Below are 22,847 nucleotides of genomic sequence, written 5' to 3'. Positions count from 1 at the left end.
GGGATGCCGGTCAGGCGGTCGCCGTTCTTGTCAGCATGATTGACGGTGCTGATGGTGGCATCGATCAGGCCATATACGGTGACATTGGATTGTGCCGACGCTGTATTGATACAGCCGATCGTCCCCAGAACAGCTAACGCTAATAGCGATTTTTTCATGTTGTCTCCAGAACTTTATAGTTGAATTGCTGATCGTGCGGATCAGTAGGCAAACTATAAAATTCACTAGCTTACTGATTGCTTTCAGAGCGTGAAATGCCTGCCCCGGTACTGTGGGTTTTGCGCCACAACGCTGAAAACTATATCTTGCTTCTGTAAGCTAAACGTTGCTTTCTGGAAAAAAACATCAACTTTTCATGGCGGATGCGGCTCCTCCGCATCGCTAGCATCGCCGGCTTTCTTCGGCAACGCCGGAAAATTGACCGTAACGATCAGTCCGCGGCCGCTAGCCGGACACGACAAAGCAATCTCAGCCTGACTCGCCAGGGCAATCTCGCGCACGATAGCCAGGCCCAGGCCGGAGCCGTCCGAGCGGTCCTGGTGCAGGCGATAGAAGCGGTCGAACACATGCTCCCGTTCAGCCACGGGAATGCCCGGGCCGTTATCTTCAACGCACAGCCTGGCGACGGTTGCATCGCCCGTTACCGTAATAGTCACTATGCCGCCGGCCGGCGTGTAGCGAAGCGCGTTGTCGACCAGGTTGGCGACCAGTTCCTCCAGCATCGATGGCGTGGCATGGACCATCACCGGGGTGCCGTGAAACTCGAAGCCGAGATCAATATTCTTGGTCTGCGCCAGCGTTGCCAGTTCTTCTAAAACTGTCTGCACTATCTCGATCAGATTGACATCGGTTTGGCGCAGAGGATGGCCGATGCCCGTTTCGGCGTTGGACAGCGTCAGCAACTGGTTGACCAGCCGGATTCCGTGCTGCACGCCTTTGTTGATCGCACGCAGCGCAGCATCCTTGGTTTGTGCGTCGTCGCTGCGCAGGCCGTAATTGACCTGTGTGTTGAGCACCGTCAACGGCGTACGCAGCTGATGCGAAGCATTGGCGATGAAACGCCCGTGCGCCGACATATGATCATCCAGCCGCTGCACATAGTCGTTGATGGCGTGCACCAGCGGCGCCAGTTCGGTCGGCACCGGCGCCGTATCAAGTGCTTCCAGGGTGCCTGGTTTGCGGCGCTGCACGCGGTCTCGCAGGCGCATCATCGGCGCCAGGCCATGGCGCAATCCCAGTAGCAGCAGCAGCACGACCAGTACCAATATCGCCAGTTGTTGCAGCACTGTGTGTTCCCACATGCGGTCCGACAGCGCTTTGTAGGAATGCTGGGTTTGCGCCACTTCGATCAGGACTGATCCCTGTGCGGGAACGCCGAACACCGGTTGCGAAAAAGCGACAATGCGCACCGGGTCGTCGCGAAAGCTGGCGTTGAAATAGACCGCTTCCTCGCTATGCGGTTTGTGCGGCGGATCGGGTAAGTCAAGCTGCCCGGCCAGCAAGGTGCCGTTAGCCGCCACCACGCGGTAGTACACGCGGTCATGCGAATCCGATTGAAACAGCTCGAGCGCGGCAGGGGGAATCATCACCTGCAATACGTCGTCTTCATAGTGTATCTGTTCAGCGATGATGCGCGCCGACCCAAGCAGCATCCGGTCGTGAACCACGGTGGCCATCTGGATCGCGTTGGTGTAGGTAACCCAGATGTTGAAGCCGACGAACAGTATCAGCGGCACCAGCAGCCACAGCAGCAGCTGCGTGCGCAGGCTGCGCAGCGGCCGGGTGCTAGCTTTCATTGTGCTGCTTGAGCAAATAGCCGAGCCCGCGCAAAGTGATGATGGCGGCGTCGCCACGTTCCAGCTTCTTGCGGATCCGGTGGATATAGACTTCGATGGCGTCCTGCGACACGTCTTCAGCCATCGCGTACAGGCTCTCCGCCAGAGCTTGCTTGCTGACGGTCTTGCCCATTTTCATGATCAGCGTTTCCAGCACCGCATGCTCGCGGCGGGTCAGGGTGAGCGCAATACCGTCTATCGAAAAGATCAGGCTGTTGCTGTCGTAGCTTAGCGAACCGCACTGCAGGATCGGGTTGCGCTGCTGGTTGGAACGGCGTAGCAGGGCGCGGATACGCGCTTCCAGTTCGTTGACGTCGAACGGTTTTGCCATATAGTCGTCGGCGCCGGCATTGAGGCCGACGATGCGGCCTTCGACCGAGTTATTGGCTGTCAGGATCAGCACCGGCACGTTGTTGTGGCGGGCGCGCAGCCGCTTGAGTACTTCGCTGCCATCCAGTTTTGGCAGAGACATGTCTAGGATCACCAACTCGTATTGTTGGGTGAGCAATAAATGGTCGGCGTCGGCGCCGGTATAGACGCAATCGACAGTGTATTTATTGCGATGTAAGGTAAGCGCCAGCCATTCGGATAGTGGCCTGTTGTCTTCTACCAGCAAAATTCGCATATTTGTTTCCGTCTCGGGGAGCTCGCCATGACAGATCTTGGCGCTGAGGCGGATTATGAAAGGCGAGCCCAGACTTGGCTACCAATAAATCGAGGCGCCGGCAAATTTTCAATTGCCTGGCCAAAATCTCGCATGCTAGTATTGGTCCATCCAATGGACCTTTAATATGGGTGAGGCGGTCCGTCAGCACTGCAAAGGACACTAATCTGAGATGGACAATACGCATGCCGATACGGCGCCTTCCCCTTTGCGCATCGATGCCCACCAGCATTTCTGGCTGCTGGCGAATCGCGCCGGACAATGGCCGCCGCCAGAGCTGGCGGAAATTTACCGCGATTTTCTGCCAGAACAACTTGCGCCCTTGCTGCAGCAATATGGCATCAGCGGCAGCGTACTGGTGCAATCCTTGCCGTGCATGAGCGATACCTTGTTCCTGCTCAGCCTGGCCGAGCGCAATGCGTTTGTCCGGGCGGTGGTTGGCTGGGCCGATTTGAAAGCTGCCTATGCTGAACAGCAGATACAGCTGTTGGCCAGCCATCCGAAAATGCGCGGCCTGCGGCCGATGCTGCAGGATCTGGCCGACGACTGGATTGACGATCCGCTGCTGGCGCCGGCGATCGCCGCGATGCAACGCCATCGGCTGAGCATGGATGCGCTGGTGCTGCCGCGTCAGTTGCCGGCTTTGCTGAAGTTCGCAGAACGTTACCCGGAGTTGCCGATTGTCATCGATCATGCGGCCAAACCACAGATTGCCAGCGCCGCACTGGAACCTTGGCGGGCCTCGATTACCCGCCTGGCGGCATTGCCGCAGGTGTATTGCAAGTTATCCGGGCTGGTGACCGAGGCTGCGGCCGACTGGCAGCTTGCGCAATTGCAGCCGTATGTCGCCCATGTGCTAGAGGTGTTCGGTGCGCAGCGGGTGATCTGGGGCAGCGACTGGCCGGTAGTCAGGCTGGCGGGCGATTATGGGCGCTGGCTGGCGGCTACCGATACTTTGCTGAGCGATCTCGAGCCGCTCCAGCGTCAACAAGTCATGGGCTTGAATGCGCAGCGTTTCTATCGCTTGTAACGGCAAGCGAGGGAACGCGAAGGTATAGTTGCCCGCTTAACGCAGGAACACCTTGTTCATGATTTGGGTAACCGGATAGGTCACCAGCGATTGCACCGCATGCGGCAGATCCAGTGGCCGCATGATCATCTTGATGGTCATGTCGGGCGACAGATGGTTGCGTATGGTGGTGTTCATCTTGCTGTGGATCTGTTGCAGCATGGCCTGGTCGCCGGCATGCTGCGGCGCTCTGGCGCTGAGTACGTGGCGCAGGGAGCAGGCGGCATCTTCATTTTTCATTTCCAGGGTACGACGGCGCAAGGCGCCGAAGATGCGATGCCGGCGCAATCCCTCGTGCTGCCGGAAACGACGGAAATAACGGAAGAAGTGTTTGTAGTGATTCACTTCATCCCTGGCAATGCGCGACGCCAGGTCTTTTAGTACCGGTTCATCCGTACTGCGCGACAAGGCGCTGTAGAAAGTGGCGGTGCCGGCTTCCACCACGCAGCGGGCCACCATTTCCAAACCTTTGCTGGGCTCCAGCAACTCGACCTTGCAATAGGTCGAATATTCATCGAGGAAATTGTGATAGGCGGTTTGCCAGTCGAATTCGGGCCATATGTGCTCGACATAGGCACGCAGCGCCTGGCCATGCTGCAACTCTTCAACTTCCCATTGCTCCCGCAACCAATTGGAAATTTCCGGCTCGTCGCCGTAATAATCCACCAGATTTTGCGTATACAAATGGGAGCCGCTTTCGACAAACGAAGCGCATGTGACCAGATAGAAAAGGTTTTCGTCGGGCCGGACCTGTGCGGTATCAATTTTTGAAAAATCCAGGTCGGCGATTTTCCAGTGCGTATTCTCTTCGCTACCTTTGTGCATAATCAATCTCTCCATGTGGTTGTGACTGATATAGAACTTACTTACAGGTAAGACGCTCGCTTCTATAATAGGTTCAAGGTACACGATTTTGCCGGAATGTGTGGATATCAAGCTCATGCTACGATTAAGGCTTATTTTGCAGCGAGGCCAATATGAGCGATCAAACCAAACAAAACGTCGAATATCGCGGTTACGTCATCGTGCCGAAGCCGGTGCAGGGTCACGACGATCTGTGGCATGACGGTTACCAGATTTTGAAAGCCGGCGCCAGCGTTTCCAGCCGCACCAATACCGAAAGTGCGCACGCCAGCCTGGATACGGCCTACGACAGCAGCGTGGAGTTTGCCAAAATCGAGGTAGATAACCTGGTTGCGCTGACGGAGTAGGATTGACCCGGCGAGAGCCGTTGTGCCTGGCAATAGTTGATGTGTAAATACATAAAATACAAAAGAGACGGGTGCTTATGCAACGATCGCTATTTCCGGCATATTCCCGGTTTGCCCCGTGTGCGGCGGCATTGTTGGTGCTGCTGACGGTAACTTCAAGCCAGGCCAGAGACGCGCTGCAAGTGCCGACGGTCGCCTACAAGATCGCAGGGTTGAAAAAACCTGCAGAAATCCTGGTAGACCAATGGGGTGTGCCGCACATATACGCTGCGAATCAGGATGACGCCTTTTTTGTCCAGGGTTTCAACGCGGCCCGCGATCGCCTGTTCCAGATCGATCTGTGGCGCCGCCGCGGCCTGGGGCAACTGGCGCAGGTATTCGGTCCCGCCTATGTCCGGCAAGACCGCGCCGCCAGGCTGTTTCTATACCGCGGCGACATGCAGCGCGAGTGGCAATCCTACGGTCCGCATGCGCAGCAGGTGGCGCATGCTTTCGTCGCCGGCATCAATGCCTATGTCGATTACGTCCACGCCCATCCGGACCAATTGCCGTTCGAGTTCAAACAGCTCGGCTATGCGCCGGCCCGATGGCAGGCGGATGACGTGGTGCGCATCCGCAGCCACGGTTTGACGCGCAACCTGAGCAGTGAAGTGGCGCGCGCCAACGTCGCTTGCAAAGCCGATCTGAAATCCGATGAAATCCGCCTTGGCTTGACGCCAAAATGGGAGGCGGTGATGCCGGACGGGCTGGATCCTTGCCTGCCGAAAGACTTGCTGAAGGTATTCCAGCTCGCCACCCAGGGTGTGAAGATCAGTAAAGACAGCTTGCAGAGTGCGCAGAGCGATACCGTGGTGATGGCCGTTGCGGAGAGTCCAGAAGAGGTCGCGGAAGGCAGCAATAACTGGGTAATCGCGCCGCAAAAATCCGCCACCGGCCGCGCCATCATGGCGAACGATCCGCATCGCGCGTATTCGACGCCGTCCTTGCGCTATATCGCTCACATCAATGCGCCGGGATTGAATGTCATCGGCGCCGGCGAACCGGCTTTGCCGGGCATTTCGATCGGACACAACGGCAGTGTCGCCTTCGGCCTGACGATTTTTAATATCGATCAGGAAGATTTGTACGTTTATCAGCTCAATCCTGAACACCCGGATCAGTACAAATATCAAGGTAAATGGGAGCCGTTTAAAGTCATCACGGAACAAATCCAGGTCAAGGGCGCAGCGCCGGTCGATGCCGAGCTGACATTCAGCCGGCATGGTCCTGTGATTTTTGTCGAGTCGGAAAAGAACCGCGCCTTCGCGGTGCGTTCCGGCTGGCTGGAGCCCGGCATGTCGCCTTATTTCGGCAGCATAGATTACATGCGCGCCAGGAATTTTGCCCAGTTCAAGCATTCCTTGCTGCATTGGGGCGCGCCGACCGAGAACCAGGTGTATGCCGATACCAAGGGCAATATCGGCTGGGTGCCGGGCGGGCTGGCGCCGATTCGTCCTAACTGGGATGGCTTGCTGCCGGTGCCTGGCGACGGCCGTTACGAATGGGCCGGCTTCTGGTCCGGCGATCAGCTGCCCTCCAGCTACAATCCGAAGCAAGGCTGGTTTGCATCGGCCAATCAAGTGAATTTGCCGGACAGTTATCCCTACCGCGAACGCAAGCTGGGTTTTGAGTGGACCAATAATTCGCGCTTCACGCGTATCAGCGAGGTGTTGTCGTCGCTGGACAAAGTCTCGCTGGAAGATTCCATGCGTCTGCAAAATGACGATCTGTCGATTCCTGCCAGGCGTCTGGCGACGCTGCTGAAGCCGTTATCCTCCAGCGATGCCCAGACCCAGGCGGCGCTGAACCTGTTTACCGGCTGGGATTTCATCGAGCGCGCCGATTCGCCGCAGGCTGCCTTGTTTGAGGTCTGGCTTTCGCGTCATTTGGGTAAAGCGTTCAAGGCTGCAGTGTTAAGCCCGGCCGCAGCCAACGCAATGGGCGCGCCGGACGTCGCCGTATTGCTGGATAGCCTGGAGCAGCCAGCGCCGCGTTTCGGCCCTGACGCGATGCAAAAGCGCGACCAGTTATTGCTGACCAGCTTGAGCGAGGCTTATGCCGAGCTGCAAAAATTGCAAGGCGGCGACGCCAGCCAATGGCAATGGGGAAAACTGCATCACAACCTGATGGAGCATCCCCTGGCCGCCGCAGTGGACGACGCCACCCGCGCAAAATTGAATGTCGGACCCATGCCTGCTCACGGCGGCGCCTACTCTCCCAATCAGTCAACTTATCGCAGCAGCGATTTCCTGCAAACCAACGGCCCTTCGTTCCGGGTGGTGGTCGATGTCGGCAACTGGGATAACTCGCGGGTGGTCAATTCACCTGGGCAATCGGGTGATCCAGATAGCCCGCACTATCGCGATCTGGCAGACAAGTGGCTCAAGGGCGAGTATTTCCCTTTGCTATATTCCCGTGCGGCGGTGGAGAAAGCCGCGACCGAGAGGATTCGCCTGCAGCCGGGCAATTGAAGCCGCGGGCAGATGGCAACAAGGGCGCCGATCAGCGCCCTTGCTTTATGCAAGCTCGATACGTTGCGTGGTCTGCGAATTAAACCAGTGCAAAGCTGCCGGGTCAAAACCTGCAGTGATTTTCTGTCCGGCTTGGACTGCAGTCACCGCCGGCACCCGCATCACCAGCAGTTGGTCTCCGATCGATGCATGCACCAGTAGATCGGCGCCTAGCGCTTCCACCAGTTCCGCGCGCATCGTCAAGCCAGGCTGGCCGAAGATCAACTGCTCCGGCCGCAGGCCCATGATGCAATCATGGCCGGCGATGGCGTGGTGGATGAACGGCAGCTTGATGGCGTCGGCGTTGGCTAGCGTGAAGCTGCCGCCGTCTTCCGCCAGGCGGCCCTGCAACAGGTTCATCGGCGGCGAGCCGATGAAACTGGCGACAAAGGTGGTGGCCGGCTTGGCATAGACCTCGGCCGGCGTGCCGATCTGTTCGGCCCGGCCGCCATTCATGACGATCATGCGCTGGCCCAAGGTCATGGCTTCAACCTGGTCGTGCGTGACATACAAACTGGTAGTGCCCAGCGTGCGATGCAGTTTCTGGATTTCCAGGCGCATCTGCACGCGCAGCTTGGCGTCCAGGTTGGACAGCGGCTCATCGAACAGGAATACCGCCGGCTCGCGCACGATCGCGCGTCCCATCGCCACCCGCTGGCGCTGGCCGCCGGAGAGCTGGCGTGGCGTGCGTTGCAGCAGGGTGCCGAGCTCCAGGATCTTGGCCGCCTTTTGCACGCGCGTCTCGATGTCGTCCTTGCCCAGGCCGCGTATCTTCAAGCCGTAAGCCATGTTCTCGTACACGCTCATGTGCGGGTACAGAGCATAGTTCTGGAACACCATGGCGATGTCGCGGTCTTTCGGCTCCAGCTTGTTGACCACGCGGTCGCCGATGACGATGTCGCCGGAAGTGATTTCTTCCAGTCCTGCCACCATGCGCAGCAAGGTCGATTTGCCGCAGCCGGAAGGACCCACCATGACAATGAATTCGCCATCGGCGATATCGATCGAAATGCCGTGGATGACATCGACCGCCTTGGGCGCCTTGCCGTAGGTTTTCTTGACGTTCTCTAGGTGTACTTTTGCCATATCACTTCTCGGAATCAACCAATCCTTTCACAAACCACTTTTGCATCACCACCACCACCAGGCCAGGCGGCAACATCGCCAGCACCAAAGTGGCCATCACCATATTCCATTCCACCGCCGAATCGCCGCCGACAATCAAGGTCTTGATGCCGATACCGATCGGATACATGTCCTGCTTGGTGGCGATCATCAGCGGCCACAGATACTGGTTCCAGCCGTAGATGAACATGATCACGAACAGCGCGATGATATTGGTGCGCGACAGCGGCCAGATCACATCCTTGAAAAAACGCAAAGGCCCGGCGCCGTCGATGCGCGCCGCCTCCGCCAGTTCATCCGGGATGGTCAGGAAAAATTGGCGGAACAGGAAGGTGGCGGTGGCCGACGCGATCAGCGGTATGGTCAAGCCGGCGTAGGTATTGAGCATGTGGAAATCGGAGACCACCTGATAGGTCGGCGTGATACGTACTTCCACCGGCAGCATCAGGGTCATGAAAATCATCCAGAAGAAGAACGAGCGCCCGGGAAAGCGAAAGTACACCATGGCAAATGCAGACAGCATGGAAATCGAAATCTTGCCGATGGCGATCGCCAGTGCCGAGATCAGGCTCACCGTCAGCATACGCGCCACCGGCGGCGCCGAGACGTTGCCGGATGCACCCTTGGTCAACAGCGCGCTGTAGTTTTCGATCAGGTGCGTGCCGGGCAGCAGGGACAAGGGGGCGGCGGCTGCCTGCTCGGCGGTTTGCGTGCTGGCGACGAAAGCTACGTAAAGCGGGAAGGCGATGATGACGACACCCAGCAGCAGCACCAGGTGGCTGATCAGGTCGAGGATGGGGCGGCGCTCAATCATGGCCGTCTTTCAGAGCATTTTCAGCGAGGATCTTCATGCGTACTGGACTTTCTTTTCGACATACTTGAATTGCAGCACGGTGAGCACGATGACGATGGTCATCAGGATCACCGACTGCGCCGCGGCGCCGCCCAGGTCGCCGCCTTTGAAGCCGTCGATGAATACCTTGTAGACCAGGATTTCGGTATCCTTGCCGGGGCCGCCCTGGGTGGTGGCTTCGATAATTGCGAAGGTGTCGAAAAAGGCGTAGACGATATTCACCACCAGCAGGAAGAAGGTGGTGGGCGACAACAGCGGGAAAACGATGGTCGCAAACCGTTTTACCGGTCCTGCGCCGTCAATTGCGGCTGCTTCGATCAGCGATTTCGGTATCGATTGCAGTCCGGCCAGGAAGAACAGGAAGTTGTAGCTGACTTGTTTCCAGACGGCGGCGATCACGATCAGGATCATGGCGTGGCGGCCGTTCAATACGTGATTCCAGTCGACGCCGACGTAATGCAGCCAGTGGGAGACAATCCCCAGCGTCGGGCTGAGCATGAACATCCACAGCACGCCGACCACCACCGGCGATACCGCGTAAGGCCAGATCAGGAAGGTTTTATAGATTGCCGCACCTTTGATCACACGATCGGCGAAGGCGGCCAGGATCAGCGACAAGGACAGGCCGAGTACCGCCACCAGCACCGAGAAAACGGCGGTGGTCTTGAAGGAGCCGAGGTAATTGCTGTCGGCGAACAGCGTGCGGAAATTGTCGAACCAGACGAATTCCGAATAACCGCCGAAGGCATCTTGCAGCAGCATCGACTGGTACAGGGCTTGCACCGCTGGCCAGACGAAGAACAACAGGGTGACAATGATCTGCGGCGCCACCAGGGCATAGGGCAGCCAGGCAGACTTGAAGCGAGCGCGTTTTTCCACGATGGGACTTTCTATCGTCCGCGGCGATGCGGGATTTCAGGGTAAGGCGAAGCTGCAATTTCGCAGGGTGGGCAAAAATGGCCACCCTGCGTGCTGCGGGAAAGACGAGGTATCAGCTTGTTTTACTTGTTGGTTTTTTCAAACCGATCGAGCAACAGATTACCGCGTTCCACCGCCGTATCCAAAGCCTGTTTGGCAGTAATCTTGCCGGTCCAGACGTTTTCCAATTCTTCGTCGATGATGGTGCGGATCTGCGGCATGTTGCCGAGACGGATGCCGCGCGACTTGTCGGTCGTCTTGGTGATCATCTGCTTGACCGGAACGTCGGTGCCGGGATTGCGGTCATAGAAGCCGGATTTGCGGGTGATTTCGTAAGCGGCCAGAGTGGTCGGCAGATAGCCGGTTTCCTGATGCCATTTGGCCTGCACTTCCGGCTGCGACAAGAACTTGAAGAATTTGGCCACGCCTTTGTAGTCCTCGGTTTTCTTGCCGCCCATGACCCACAGCGAAGCGCCGCCGATCATGGTGTTTTGCGGCGCGCCGGGAACGTCGTTGTAATACGGCAAGGTAGCGATACCAAACTTGAATTTGGAATTTTTCGCGATATCCGCATAGCTGGAAGATGAACCGGTCAGCATGCCGCATTCGCCGGAATAGAATTTCGAAGTTGCCTCATCCTTGCGGCCGGCATAGGTGAACAAGCCTTGCTTGGCCCAGTTGGCCAGGTTCTGGATATGCTTGACGTGCAGCGGGCTGTTGAACTTGAGGCGGGTATCAAGGCCGTCGAAGCCATTGTTCCTGGAGGCGAATTCGACGTTATGCCAGGTCGAGAACGATTCCAGTTCGACCCAGGACTGCCAGGTCGTGGTGTAGCCGCATTTGGCGCCGCTGGCTTTCACCTTGGCGGCGTCGGCCGCGAGCTCGGTCCAGGTGACTGGCGGCTTGTTCGGATCGAGGCCGGCCTTGGCAAACATGTCCTTGTTATAGAACATGACGGTGGTCGAGCTGTTGAATGGCAGAGACAACAGGCCGGCGCCTTTGGGCGCCGCGTAGTAGCCGCCGATAGCCGGCACGTAGGCCGCCGGATCGAACGGTTCGCCGGCCAGCTTCATGACTTCCGACACCGGTTTGATGGCGCCCTTGGAATACATCATGGTGGCGGTGCCGACTTCGAATACCTGCAATATATCGGGGGCGTTGCCGGCGCGGTACGCGGCGGTTGCCGCAGCCATGGCTTCGTCGTAGGCGCCCTTGTATACCGGGACTACCTTGTATTCGGTCTGACTCTTGTTGAATTCGTCGGCCAGGCCGTTGACCCGATCGCCGAGCGCGCCGGCCATCGAATGCCACCAGGATATCTCGGTGGCGGCATGGGCTGAAATACTCATGGTCGCCAGCGTGCAGGCGATGGCAAGTGCTTTGAATTTCAATTTCATCAGGGCCCCCGTAAAATTTTTAATGGTAGCGAATCGATGTGACGACCGCGTGACAGCTGTCGCCTCGCTATAAAGCCGGATTCTATAGGTGACCTTGCAGGCGGCGCAATGTTTGTTTTCCATTGCACAATCGAAGCAGCCATGCGGACCTTATTTGTCGCCTGCCACGGCTGGATGTGCATGGCGTCGAAGATGGACATTTGTGTAATAAAAATTACCTTTAGTTCGAGACAGGTCTCTAGCTTTCATATTGAAAACCGGTGTATTCTCAAATACCCTATTTCCAGCTTATTTTTGACTTGGAATCGATGTAAGTGTAAATTAAATTACACAATAAGAATATCAGGAGACACCATGAACCAAGCGACTGCCTGTGCGCTTATCTGCCGCACCGCCGGCAAGCTCATCTGCGGCCATGCCGCCGTTTGCCGGAGCTGCGCATGATCCCGCGTCAGTTATTCAATTCAGACCACGAAGAGTTTCGCCAAAGCCTGCGGCGCTTTCTGCAGGCCGAGGTGTTGCCGCGCCACGCCGGTTGGGAAGAGCAGGGTTTTGTCGATCGCGATATCTGGCGGCGCGCCGGCGAACTGGGCTTCCTGTGCACCAATATGCCGGAAAACTACGGCGGCTCCGGTGTCGACCGCAAGTTCAGCACCATCGTGCTGGAAGAACTGGCCAGCAGCAACGCCTCGGGCATCGGCTGGCCGCTGCATTCCGACATCGTGGCGCCTTACCTGCTGCGCTACGGCAGCGAAGAATTGAAGCAAACCTGGTTGCCGAAGATGGCCGCCGGCACGGCGATCACGGCGATCGCGATGACTGAACCCGGCACCGGATCGGATTTGCAGGCGATACAAACCACGGCGCTGGAAGATGGCGACGACTACATCGTCAACGGCTCCAAGATATTCATTACCAACGGCTATAACAGCGACATGGTGGTGGTGGCGGTCAAGGTCGGCGACAAGGCCCGCGGCGCCAAGAATGTGTCGTTGCTGGTGATCGAAGCCGACCGGCCCGGTTTCAGCAAAGGCAAGCCCTTGAAGAAGATCGGCATGAAAGCCCAGGATACCTGTGAGCTGTTCTTTGAGAATGTGCGGGTCCCGAAGAGCAATATCGTTGGCCAGGTCGGCGCCGGTTTCAGCATGCTGATGCAGGAGCTGGCTTGGGAGCGCTTGCTGATTGCGATCACGTCGGTGGCCAACGCCGAAGCGATGCTCACTGCAACTATCGAGTACACGCGCGACAGGCAGGCCTTCGGCCGTTCCGTGTCGTCGTTTCAGAACACGCGCTTCAAGCTGGCCGAGATGAAAACCGAATTGCAGATCGCCCGTGTGTTCGTCGATCGTTGCATCGAGCTGGAAGTCGCGGGCGAGTTGCGGGTCGATGCCGCCGCCGCCGCCAAATATTGGTGCTCCGACTTGCAGGGGAAAGTGCTGGACCAGTGCCTGCAATTGCATGGCGGTTACGGTTTCATGCAAGAATATCCTATCGCGCGCGCTTATGTCGATGCCCGTGCCCAGCGCATTTATGGCGGCACCAATGAAATCATGAAAGAGATTATTTCTCGGTCAATATGAATCCCGGTTTTTCGATTTTCAATAAATTAATATATAAATATCTCAATAAATAAAGACATAGCTATGCAAAACGAATTGCGTTACGACGGTCGCGTGGCGATTATCACCGGCGCCGGCAACGGCTTGGGACGGGTACACGCTTTGCTGTTGGGAGCGCGCGGCGCCAAGGTGGTGGTGAATGACCTGGGCGGCGACGTCCATGGCGGCGGCAAGTCCAGTGCGGCTGCCGATCAGGTGGTGGCAGAGATCAAGGCGGCCGGCGGCATCGCGGTTGCCAACTACGATTCGGTGGAAGACGGCGCCCGGATCGTGCAGACCGCCCTCGATCATTTTGGCGGCATCGACATCGTGATCAACAATGCCGGCATTTTGCGCGACAGCAGTTTTGCCAAGATGACAGAGGACGACTGGGATCTGATCTATCGGATTCACGTGCTCGGCGCTTTCCGCGTCACCCATGCCGCGTGGCCGCATATGCGCAACAAAGGCTTCGGCCGCATCGTCATGACCACCTCGGCGGCAGGGATCTACGGCAATTTCGGTCAAGCCAACTACAGCATGGCGAAGATGGGTTTGATCGGCATGGCGAATACGCTGGCGATTGAAGGCGCCGCCAAAAACGTGCTGGTCAACACGATTGCACCGCTGGCCGGTTCGCGTATCTCGGAAACGGTGATGCCGCCGCAAATGCTGGAAGCGCTCAAGCCTGAGTATGTCGCGCCGCTGGCGGCGTATCTATGTCACGCAAGCTGCAAGGAGAACGGCAGCTTGTTCGAGGTCGGCGCCGGTTTCCATGCCAAGCTGCGCTGGCAGCGTACGCAAGGCCAGCACTTCCAGGGACAGGCCTTCGGCCCCGAAGAGGTGGCAGAGAGATGGCAACAGATCTGCGATTTCGATGACGTCACCTATCCCAGGAACATAGGCGAGTCGTTGATGTCTATCGTGCAGGGTGCAGGCTCGCCATTCGGTCAAGGTAAGCCCTGATCCACAATGGCTAATCCGCTTTTGTCCGGCATCCGGGTGCTTGATCTGACCCGTTTGCTGCCTGGCCCCTTTTGCAGTTTTTACCTGGCGCAACTGGGAGCCGAGGTCATCAAGCTGGAAGAGCCGCAAGGCGGTGATTACGCCCGCATGCTGGCGCCGGAATTATTCACTCTGCTCAATCGCGGCAAGCAATCGGTCACCTTGGATCTGCGGCAGCCGGAGGCTGTCGCGATTCTTAAAAAGATGGCGGCCCAGGCCGACGTCCTGATCGAATCGTTCCGGCCCGGCGTGATGGATAAACTGGGGTGCGGTTATCCAGGCTTGAAGCTGCTCAACCCGCGCCTGGTCTACGCTGCGCTGACCGGTTATGGGCAGACCGGCCCTTATAAAGACAGGGCCGGGCACGACATGAACTACTGCGGGTATGCCGGTTTGCTGGATCAAACCGGCGCTGCCGACGGCGCGCCGGTGCTGTCGAATTTCCAAAGCGCGGACCTGGCCGGCGGCGCCTTGACCTGCGCCCTCGGCATTCTGGCGGCAGTGATTGGCGCGCGTGCCTCGGGGCAGGGCACCATGGTCGACGTCGGCATGCTTGACGGCACGCTGGCGCTACAGACCTTATCGCTGGCCACTATCCGCACGTTGGGCGAGGGCAGGGCGCGCGGCAACGACATGTTGAGCGGCGGCCTGGCCAACTACAGCATCTACGCCTGCGCCGATGGGAAACACGTCGCAATGGCGGCATTGGAACCCAAATTCTTCCTCAATTTCTGTAACGCGGTCGGCCGCCTCGACCTGGCCGCCATGCCATTGGTGCCGGGACCGGCAGGCGCAACCCTGAGGACGGCTCTGAGCGAATTGTTCAAGACCCGCTCGCGCGATGAATGGGAGCTGCTGCTGGCGGACCGCGACTGCTGCGTGTCAGGCATTTATACGCCGCAGGAGGCGCTGGACAATCCGCAAGTCAAGGCGCGCGGCCTGATCCGGATGGAAGACGGCAAGCCCTTATCGGATTTGCCGATCAAGTTCAGCGATGCACTTGGCGCCGGCAGCGGCGACTGCCCGGCATTGGGAGCGGATACCTACAACGTGCTGGCAGAGCTGGGATTGGATGAAGCCGCCTTGGCGGCATTGTCCGCCAGTGGTGCGATTTGAAACAGATTTTTTAATTAACCAGAGGAAATGAAATGACAGTCAACGACATCATCAAACTCATGCCGTCCGGCTTGAATACGGTCGCCGCGGCGGATATGGAAAAAAGCATACAATTCGATATTGCTAACCCGATGTACCTGCTGATCGATCACGGAACATGCACCGCGCATGAAGGCGTGCTCGATACTGCAGACGTAGCGCTGACGATGGCGGATGAGGATTTGAAGGCGATGCTGAAGGGGGAGCTGAACGGTGCCATGGCGTTCATGAGCGGCAAGCTGAAACTGAAGGGCGACATGATGCTCGCCCAGCGGATTCCTACTTTGTTTGACGCCAGCAAGATTGCCTGAATTACCTGCGGTCCTTCATCGGCGTCGATGAAGAGCCGCATCATGTCATTCAAAGTGCTTGCCTTGTTCCGCCATTTTCACCAATATTGCCGCCGGCGCGAAATAGCTGCCGAATTGCGCCGAGAGCTGATGCGCCCGTTTGACAAAATTGGCGACGCCATAGGCATTGATGTATTGCAGTGCGCCGCCTTGAAACGGCGCAAAGCCCCAGCCGAAAATGCTGCCGATATTGGTGTCGGCGACAGTCATCACCACCTTTTCCTCATAGCATTTGGCCGCTTCGTTGGCTTGCACAAACATCATGCGCTCAATCAAATCCTTTTGCGGCAACTGTGTTGCAGCGAGCGGAAAGGCCTGCTGCAAACCGGGCCACAGATGCTTGCTTGCATTCTCGGGGTAATCATAAAACCCCTTGCCGGCTTTCTTCCCTTTACGGTCTAGTTGCTTCACCATTTTTTCCAGCCCGGGATCGGCCGGATGGCCGGCAAAAGTCTGGCCAGCCGCGGCGAAATCCTTGCGGGTCTGTTCCAGGATGTGGAGCGACAAGGACAGGCTGACTTCGTCATGCACCGCCAGCGGGCCAACCGGCATGCCGGCCTGCAGGCCGGCCATTTCGATCGCGCGCGGATGCTGGCCTTCCATCAGCAGTTTCAAGCCTTCCATCACGTAAGTGCCAAATACCCGCGAGGTGTAAAAGCCGCGCGAATCGTTGACCACGATCGGGGTTTTCTTGATCTGCTGCACATAGTCGAAACCACGCGCCAGCGTTTGCGGGCTGGTATGCTGGCCGATGATGATTTCAACCAGCGGCATCTTGTCTACCGGTGAAAAGAAATGCAGGCCGATGAAGTTTTCCGGCCGCACGCTGGCTTGCGCCAGGCCGGTGATCGGCAAGGTTGAGGTATTCGATGCGAACACCGCGTCTGGACTGATCAACGCCTCGGTTTTCCGGGTGACCTCTGCCTTGACCTGGCGATCTTCAAAGACGGCCTCGATAATCAGATCGCAGCTTGCCAGATCGTTGAAATCCACGGTCGGCCTGATACGGTTCAGCAAAGTTTCCTTGCCTTCCGCAGTTTGCTGCTTGCGCCGGATCGCCTTGTCGAGCAGTTTGCCGGAGTAGTCCTTGCCGCTTTCCGCGGTTGCCATGCTGTTATCCAGCAGCACCACTTCTATGCCTGCCTTGGCCGAGGCGTAGGCAATGCCGGCGCCCATCATCCCGGCGCCAAGTATCCCGACCTTACGGACTTTGGATGGAGCAATGCCTTGCGGCCGCGACTTGCCCTTGTTGATGGCGTTGAGCTGGAACCACAGCGTACCGATCATGTTCTTCGCGACCGGCGACAAGGCGCAGTTGACGAAGTAGCGCGATTCGATTTCGCAGCCGGTATCGAAATCGACAATGCCGCCTTCGAATACGCAGCTCATGATGTTGGTGGCTGCCGGATAGTTACCATGGGTCTTGGCGCTTGCCATCGAGGGCGCGATCGCCCACAGCTGGCCGTTGCCCGGGCTTCTCGAGTCGCCGCCCGGCCAGCGGAATTTCTTGTCGTCCCATGGTTGCTTTGCCTTGGGGTTGGCGAGGCACCAGGCTTTGGCTCTTGCCAGCAGATCTTCCCTGTCGCTTGCCAGCTCTTGCACGATTCCTTGTTGCAGCGCTTCTTCGGCGCGTAGCTCCTTGCCTTCCAGCATCAGCTGCAATGCGCTCTGGATGCCGATCATGCGTGGCAAGCGCTGCGTGCCGCCGCCTCCTGGCAGCAGGCCGAGCTTGACTTCGGGCAGGCCGAATTTGGCTTTCGGATTGTCGATGGCGATGCGGTAATGGCAGGCCAACGCCAGCTCCAGTCCACCGCCCAGTGCGGTGCCGTTGAGTGCAGCCACTACCGGCCGGCCGCACAGTTCCAGGCGCCGCAGCAAGCCTTTGAATTCCTGCGCCAGATCGAAAGCGGCTTGCGCTTCGGTGATTTGAAACAGTTTTTCAATGTCGGCGCCGGCGACGAAATCCGCCTTGCCCGAGGTGATGATGACGCCGGCGATGGCGGGATCGGCTTCGATATTGGCAATCGCTGCCATGAACGGCGCGGTCAGCGCCTCGTTCAAGACATTCATCGAACGCCCGGGCATGTCGAGGGTCAAGGTGACGATATTGTCCGCATCTTTTTGGAAATTTACACTCATGATCTGGCTTTCTAAGGTGTCGGGGGCAGGGTAATCCGCCACGCTGCGGCGGCTCTTAAACTCTTGCCCTCAATGATCAAATTCGTTCGATGATGGTGGCGATACCCATGCCGCCGCCGACGCACAGCGAGATCAAGGCCGTCGCCTTGCCGCTGCGTTCCAGCTCGTCCAGCGCGGTGCCGAGAATCATGGCGCCGGTCGCACCCAGCGGATGCCCCATGGCGATGGAGCCGCCGTTGACGTTGACCCGGCCCGGGTCGATATCGAGATCGCGGACGGCGCGCATGACAACTGCGGCAAACGCTTCATTGATTTCAAACAGGTCGATATCCTGCGCCGCCATCTTGGCCTTGGCCAGCGCTTTGCGTGCGGCGGGGGCGATGCCGGTCAGCATGATGGTCGGCTCCGAGCCGGTGACGGCGGCGGCGACGATCCTGGCACGCGGTTTCAATCCCAGTTTCTGGCCCATTTCTTTGCTGCCGACCAATACCAGCGCGGCGCCATCGACGATGCCGGAGGAATTCCCGGCATGATGGACATGGTTGATCTTTTCGACAGTAGTGTATTTACGCAGCGCCGTCGCATCGAAGCCCATCTGGCCGATTTGCTCGAAGGCCGGATTCAGCGCCGCCAGGTTCTCTATCGTGGTTTGGGCGCGGATGTATTCGTCATGATCCAGTATCACCATGCCATTCAGGTCCCTGACTGCAATCAGGGATTTGTTGAAACGGCCTTCGGCGCGGGCGCGCGCAGCGTTCTGTTGCGATTGCAGCGCAAAATTATCGACGTCGCTGCGTGAGAAGTTTTCCAGCGTCGCGATCAGGTCGGCGCCTATGCCTTGCGGCGCAAAGCCGGTGATCTGGTTGACCCGCGGATCCATGAACCAGGCCCCGCCATCCGAGCCCATGGCCCAGCGCGACATGCTTTCAACGCCGCCAGCCACCACCAGCTGTTCCTGGCCAGACATGACTTTCATCGCCGCCAGGTTGACAGATTCCAGGCCCGAGGCGCAAAACCGCGATTGCGTCACTCCCGGCACCGACTGGTCCCAGCCGGCATACAGCACTGCGGTGCGGGCGATGTCCGCGCCTTGCTCGCCGAGCGGCGTCACGCAGCCGAGTACCACGTCGTCGACCTGCGAGGTATCAAGGCGGTTGCGTTGTTCCAGCGCTTGCAGCAACTGGGCCAGCAAATTGACCGGCGTTACCTGATGCAGGCGGCCGTCTTTCTTGCCCTTGCCGCGCGGGGTTCGTACGGAATCGAAAATATAGGCTTCAGTCATAGCGTCTCCGGCTTGTATGTTCTGGTAATTGAAATTACACTTTGCTTGATGTCTCGCTTGGCGTCCGACTCGTGCTGAACACCCACTTTAGTGAAGGCAATGGCCAGCGTCAATTGGTAATTCACTCTAAACCGGCGCGCTGAATTGCGTGCGTCAAAGACGTAATAATAATTACACATATAACATAATCACAATTAACCCATGCCATCGGAAAAACAGAAAATCGTACTGGACCGCGCCTTGCTCAAGCCTCTGATCAGGCAGAGGATAGAGAGCGCAGTGCTGGATTTGTTTTCAGAACGCGGATTCCATAGCGTCAGTTTCGGTGAGATCGCCAGCGCCGCCGGCGTCTCCCTGCAGACAATTTATAAATACTACGGCAGCAAGGAGGCGCTGCTGTTTGCCTGTCTGGAAGCCTGGCTGGGCACGCTGGCTTCGCGCATGCTCGATCACTTGCAGGGCATCGAGAGTTGCCAGGACAAATTGCGCAAGGTGTTCTGGGTCGTGCTGGATTTTTTTGACCGTAATCCCAAGGTAAGCCAGCTCATCATGAGTTCGCTGCAGATCAGCGCATGGGGGCGCGACCGCACTTTCCGGCAACCGGAAATGATGGAAGTATTGATGAAGACCTTGACCGACGGCCGTGCGCAAGGCGTGTTGACTGATGAAGTGGATGAAAAAATCCTGCTGGATTATTTCATCGGCATCCTGGAAAGGCTGGTGCATATGCATACGATGCGCGGCGAAAAGGAGCCGCTGGCGCTGCAGGCGAATGCACTGTTCAAAATGCTGTGGCGGGCGATCGCCAGACCGGAGCAGGTTCAAGAAAATTCGAGGCGCGGATAAAAAAATAGCGCTGGCGGTAAAGCCAGCGCTATTTTTACATGTGAGGTCGATGAGTTTTTGAATCCTTATCGACCGCCACAAGTTTGTCTTATGCGAAATTTTTATGCGAAATTTTGCGAAGCAAATTCCCAATTCGCCAATGCCCAGAATGCTTCCAGGTATTTTGGACGGGCATTGCGGTAGTCGATGTAGTAAGCATGTTCCCATACGTCGACCGTGATCAAAGGCTTGGCGTCGGTGGTCAGCGGTGTGGCTGCGTTGGAAGTCGATACCAGGCCGAGCGAACCGTCAGCATTCTTTACCAGCCAGGCCCAGCCGGAACCGAAAGTGCCGATTGCAGTTTTGGTCAGTTCTTCCTTGAATTTGTCGAACGAACCCCACTTGGCGTTGATCGCATCTGCCAATGCGCCGGTCGGGGCGCCGCCGCCTTTTGGCGACAGGCTGTTCCAGTAGAAAGTGTGGTTCCAGATTTGCGCTGCATTGTTGAAAACGCCGCCGGAAGATTTCTTGACGATGTCTTCCAGCGATGCGTTTTCGAATTCTGTGCCAGGAATCAGGTTGTTCAGGTTAGTCACATAGGTCTGGTGATGTTTGCCATAGTGATATTCCAGGGTTTCCTTGGAGATGTGTGGAGCCAATGCGTCCATATCGTACGGCAGGGGCGGGAGTGTGTGTGCCATATTGTGTCCTATAGTTTTATTGGGATTACAAAGAAGCTGTTGCCTATACATCTCAGAACAGTTTCCAGGAAAGGGCTATTGTAAAGCGCTTAGCTGATCCATGCAGCATGCTGACGAATTCTTCTTGCCTTTACTAATCCTTTACTAATTACTAATCAGTCTTAACCGAGTGTAGCCTGCACGCTGTCTATGCCGACCTTGGCGCTGCCTTCAGCCAATTGCACCGTGATCACATGGCGCGGTTGCAAGGCCTGCGGCGTGCGGATCACATGACCCTTGGCATCCGAGATGATGGCGTAGCCGCGCTCCAGCGTGCGTTGCGGATTGAGCAGTTCCAGCTGCGCATTCAGCGCCGCCAGCGCCTGGCGGCCATGCCGGCTTTGCGCGGCCATGGCGCCGCTAAGGCGCCGGCTTTGTTCCAGCAATGCATTGCGTGGCGCCACGGTGCTGGGGATGTGAGCGGCCAGGCGCGTGCGCAGATTGAGCAGCGCGTAACGCGACTGGGTTAGCGGGATGCGGGTGGCGTGCAGCAGCCTGGCTTGCAGGCTTTGCAGCTTGAGTCGTTCATGGGCGATGGTGGTTGCCGGGCTGGTCAGGCGACGGCTCAGCCAGTCCAGGGTCTGGCTGGCTTCGCCGAGCTGGCGCCGCAAGGCGCGTGTCAGGTCATCGGCATGCGTCTCCAGCGTCGCCAGCCAGTCGGCACGCGGCACCGTTGCCAGTTCAGCGGCGGCAGTGGGGGTGGCGGCGCGCAAGTCGGCGGCAAAATCGGCAATCGTGAAATCGGTTTCGTGGCCGACGCCGGAAATCACCGGCATCGGCGCTGCGACGATGGCGCGCGCTACCGCTTCGTCGTTGAACGACCATAGGTCTTCGATACTGCCGCCGCCGCGGCACACCAGCAGCAGTTCGCATTCGGCGCGCGCGGCGGCGGTATTGATGGCGCGCGCGATCTTTTCCGCCGCGCCGTCGCCTTGCACCGGCGTTGGATACAGGATCACACGCACGTGCGGCGCGCGGCGCGCCAGTGCGCTCAAGATGTCGCGCAGCGCCGCCGCCTGCAGGCTGGTGACGATGCCGATGCAGCGCGCGAATTGCGGCAGCGGCCGTTTGCGGGCCGGATCGAATAAACCTTCCGCATTCAGCTTCTCTTTCAGGCGTAGGAATGCTTCATACAGATTGCCGACCCCGGCGCGCCGGATCGCTTCGACGTTGAGCTGGTAGTCGCCGCGCGCAGCATACAGCGTCACCAGCGCCCGCACTTCAACCTTGTCGCCGTCGCGCGGAGTGAAGCCGGCATGCTGGGCGCGGCCCTTGAACATCACACCGCGCACTTGCGCCGCGTCGTCCTTCAGCGTGAAGTACCAGTGGCCGGAGGCGTAGCTTTTGAAATTCGATATCTCGCCTGAGACCCAGGCTAGTGGAAAGCTGCGTTCCAGCATGCGCGCAACAGCTTGATTCAAGGCGGAGACGGTCAGTACTGGCGGTCCGCTGGAATGGTTGTCGGTGGTGCTGGAAAAATTCATACGGGCTTTCAAGGAGTCTTTATTCGCGGGTGATGCGCCGCAGCGTTGACATTGTAAAGCACGGTCGCTGAACATCAATGGAAAAGCGAAACAAATCAAGGGCTTGCTCAGATTGCAGTGTGCTTGCACACAAGCTTATCCACATAATCTGTGGGTAACTATGGGTAGGCGAAACTTTGTGGATATCCGCAGGGCACGCCATGCTAAAACGATCATGAAAGATGCAAAAAATCGTAGTCGCCATCCGTAAAACGCCGTTTCAGGCGCATTTGCAGCTATCCGTGACAGTAGCGGAAAAGCGTTTCCAATCAAGGACTTCGTGTGATTCCAGTGTGCTTGTTCACAAAGTTATCCCCAAAATCTGTGGAGAACTTTGGCCGCGCGCCGCAGGCAAAGTCTGCACGTTTTTCATGCAGTACAAAAAAATCCTTTGAAATCATGGACTTCGCTGCTGAGTTAGGTACTTGTCCACAATCTTGTTCACATAATATGTGCGGAACTTGGCGCCTTGCTCAGTCATTGCTTCGTCATTGATGAGTTAGTCGTAAAATTTCCGCCTCGCAACGCTACTCGCGCTTGCTCACAAGGCTTCAACAAGTTACATTCTGCATCCATGCTGATGAACCCCTCATCTGCATTTGTCGATAT

19 protein-coding genes are annotated in these 22,847 nt (G+C 57.7%); 8 read left to right on the top strand and 11 right to left on the bottom strand.

The window, feature by feature from the left end; translation table 11 throughout:
- Window positions 1-353: 353 nt before the first annotated feature.
- Window positions 354-1,796, bottom strand: coding sequence for a sensor histidine kinase (locus BLV81_RS20545; RefSeq protein ID WP_092359713.1), 1,443 nt, complete (start codon window positions 1,794-1,796; stop codon window positions 354-356).
- On the bottom strand, window positions 1,786-2,460 hold the full coding sequence (locus BLV81_RS20540) for a response regulator (protein WP_092359711.1): 675 nt from the start codon (window positions 2,458-2,460) through the stop codon (window positions 1,786-1,788). The genes BLV81_RS20545 and BLV81_RS20540 overlap by 11 nt, the downstream gene beginning before the upstream one ends.
- Before the next feature lie 211 nt (window positions 2,461-2,671).
- On the opposite strand from BLV81_RS20540, the gene BLV81_RS20535 reads away from it, so the two are divergent.
- Window positions 2,672-3,529, top strand: coding sequence for an amidohydrolase family protein (locus BLV81_RS20535; protein WP_176992916.1), 858 nt, complete (start codon window positions 2,672-2,674; stop codon window positions 3,527-3,529).
- Window positions 3,530-3,565: 36 nt separating this feature from the next.
- Here the strand turns inward: BLV81_RS20535 and BLV81_RS20530 are convergent, their stop codons facing one another.
- The gene (locus BLV81_RS20530; protein ID WP_092359709.1) at window positions 3,566-4,393 is read right to left on the bottom strand and encodes a ferritin-like domain-containing protein; all 828 of its coding nucleotides are present in this window, start codon (window positions 4,391-4,393) and stop codon (window positions 3,566-3,568) included.
- 152 nt (window positions 4,394-4,545) lie between these two features.
- Here BLV81_RS20530 and BLV81_RS20525 point away from each other — a divergent pair, with 152 nt between their 5' ends.
- Window positions 4,546-4,779 carry a hypothetical protein gene (locus BLV81_RS20525; protein ID WP_092359707.1) on the top strand — a complete coding sequence of 78 codons (234 nt, stop codon included), beginning with the start codon at window positions 4,546-4,548 and terminating at the stop codon, window positions 4,777-4,779.
- A 77-nt stretch (window positions 4,780-4,856) separates the two neighbouring features.
- A complete protein-coding gene (locus BLV81_RS20520; protein ID WP_092359706.1) occupies window positions 4,857-7,289 on the top strand; it encodes a penicillin acylase family protein in 2,433 nt (810 codons plus the stop codon).
- A gap of 45 nt (window positions 7,290-7,334) precedes the next feature.
- Here BLV81_RS20520 and BLV81_RS20515 read toward each other — a convergent pair whose 3' ends face one another.
- From BLV81_RS20515 to ugpB, 4 genes are all read right to left on the bottom strand, one after another.
- Window positions 7,335-8,414, bottom strand: coding sequence for a sn-glycerol-3-phosphate import ATP-binding protein UgpC (locus BLV81_RS20515; protein WP_092359704.1), 1,080 nt, complete (start codon window positions 8,412-8,414; stop codon window positions 7,335-7,337).
- A gap of 1 nt (window position 8,415) precedes the next feature.
- Window positions 8,416-9,267: a sn-glycerol-3-phosphate ABC transporter permease UgpE gene (ugpE, locus tag BLV81_RS20510; protein WP_092359702.1), complete on the bottom strand. Its 852-nt coding sequence runs from the start codon at window positions 9,265-9,267 to the stop codon at window positions 8,416-8,418.
- A 33-nt stretch (window positions 9,268-9,300) separates the two neighbouring features.
- Window positions 9,301-10,185 carry a sn-glycerol-3-phosphate ABC transporter permease UgpA gene (ugpA, locus tag BLV81_RS20505; RefSeq protein ID WP_092359700.1) on the bottom strand — a complete coding sequence of 295 codons (885 nt, stop codon included), beginning with the start codon at window positions 10,183-10,185 and terminating at the stop codon, window positions 9,301-9,303.
- Window positions 10,186-10,307: 122 nt separating this feature from the next.
- Window positions 10,308-11,621, bottom strand: a complete 1,314-nt coding sequence (gene ugpB / locus BLV81_RS20500) for a sn-glycerol-3-phosphate ABC transporter substrate-binding protein UgpB (protein WP_092359728.1) — start codon at window positions 11,619-11,621, stop codon at window positions 10,308-10,310.
- Between the two features lie 440 nt (window positions 11,622-12,061).
- On the opposite strand from ugpB, the gene BLV81_RS20495 reads away from it, so the two are divergent.
- From BLV81_RS20495 to BLV81_RS20480, 4 genes are all read left to right on the top strand, one after another.
- Window positions 12,062-13,201: an acyl-CoA dehydrogenase family protein gene (locus tag BLV81_RS20495; RefSeq protein ID WP_092359698.1), complete on the top strand. Its 1,140-nt coding sequence runs from the start codon at window positions 12,062-12,064 to the stop codon at window positions 13,199-13,201.
- A gap of 63 nt (window positions 13,202-13,264) precedes the next feature.
- Window positions 13,265-14,185 (top strand): SDR family oxidoreductase, encoded by a 921-nt coding sequence (locus BLV81_RS20490; RefSeq protein ID WP_092359696.1) that lies wholly within the window; start codon window positions 13,265-13,267, stop codon window positions 14,183-14,185.
- A gap of 6 nt (window positions 14,186-14,191) precedes the next feature.
- On the top strand, window positions 14,192-15,340 hold the full coding sequence (locus BLV81_RS20485; RefSeq protein ID WP_092359694.1) for a CaiB/BaiF CoA transferase family protein: 1,149 nt from the start codon (window positions 14,192-14,194) through the stop codon (window positions 15,338-15,340).
- A gap of 32 nt (window positions 15,341-15,372) precedes the next feature.
- Entirely contained in the window at window positions 15,373-15,690 is a 318-nt protein-coding gene (locus BLV81_RS20480) for an SCP2 sterol-binding domain-containing protein (RefSeq protein WP_092359692.1), read from the top strand.
- A 45-nt stretch (window positions 15,691-15,735) separates the two neighbouring features.
- Here BLV81_RS20480 and BLV81_RS20475 read toward each other — a convergent pair whose 3' ends face one another.
- Window positions 15,736-17,868 (bottom strand): 3-hydroxyacyl-CoA dehydrogenase NAD-binding domain-containing protein, encoded by a 2,133-nt coding sequence (locus BLV81_RS20475; protein WP_092359691.1) that lies wholly within the window; start codon window positions 17,866-17,868, stop codon window positions 15,736-15,738.
- Window positions 17,869-17,944: 76 nt separating this feature from the next.
- Window positions 17,945-19,150: an acetyl-CoA C-acetyltransferase gene (locus BLV81_RS20470; RefSeq protein ID WP_092359689.1), complete on the bottom strand. Its 1,206-nt coding sequence runs from the start codon at window positions 19,148-19,150 to the stop codon at window positions 17,945-17,947.
- Between the two features lie 201 nt (window positions 19,151-19,351).
- On the opposite strand from BLV81_RS20470, the gene BLV81_RS20465 reads away from it, so the two are divergent.
- Window positions 19,352-19,996 carry a TetR/AcrR family transcriptional regulator gene (locus tag BLV81_RS20465; RefSeq protein WP_255365392.1) on the top strand — a complete coding sequence of 215 codons (645 nt, stop codon included), beginning with the start codon at window positions 19,352-19,354 and terminating at the stop codon, window positions 19,994-19,996.
- A gap of 101 nt (window positions 19,997-20,097) precedes the next feature.
- Here BLV81_RS20465 and sodB read toward each other — a convergent pair whose 3' ends face one another.
- Both sodB and xseA read right to left on the bottom strand, forming a co-directional pair.
- Window positions 20,098-20,676, bottom strand: coding sequence for a superoxide dismutase [Fe] (gene sodB, locus BLV81_RS20460; RefSeq protein WP_092359688.1), 579 nt, complete (start codon window positions 20,674-20,676; stop codon window positions 20,098-20,100).
- Window positions 20,677-20,837: 161 nt separating this feature from the next.
- A complete protein-coding gene (gene xseA, locus BLV81_RS20455) occupies window positions 20,838-22,199 on the bottom strand; it encodes an exodeoxyribonuclease VII large subunit (RefSeq protein ID WP_092359687.1) in 1,362 nt (453 codons plus the stop codon).
- Window positions 22,200-22,847 lie beyond the last annotated feature (648 nt).

Origin of the sequence: Collimonas sp. OK242 (genome assembly GCF_900107095.1) — a bacterium.
Classification (GTDB): Bacteria; Pseudomonadota; Gammaproteobacteria; order Burkholderiales; family Burkholderiaceae_D; genus Collimonas.
This window is presented reverse-complemented; position numbering and strand designations above follow the sequence as displayed.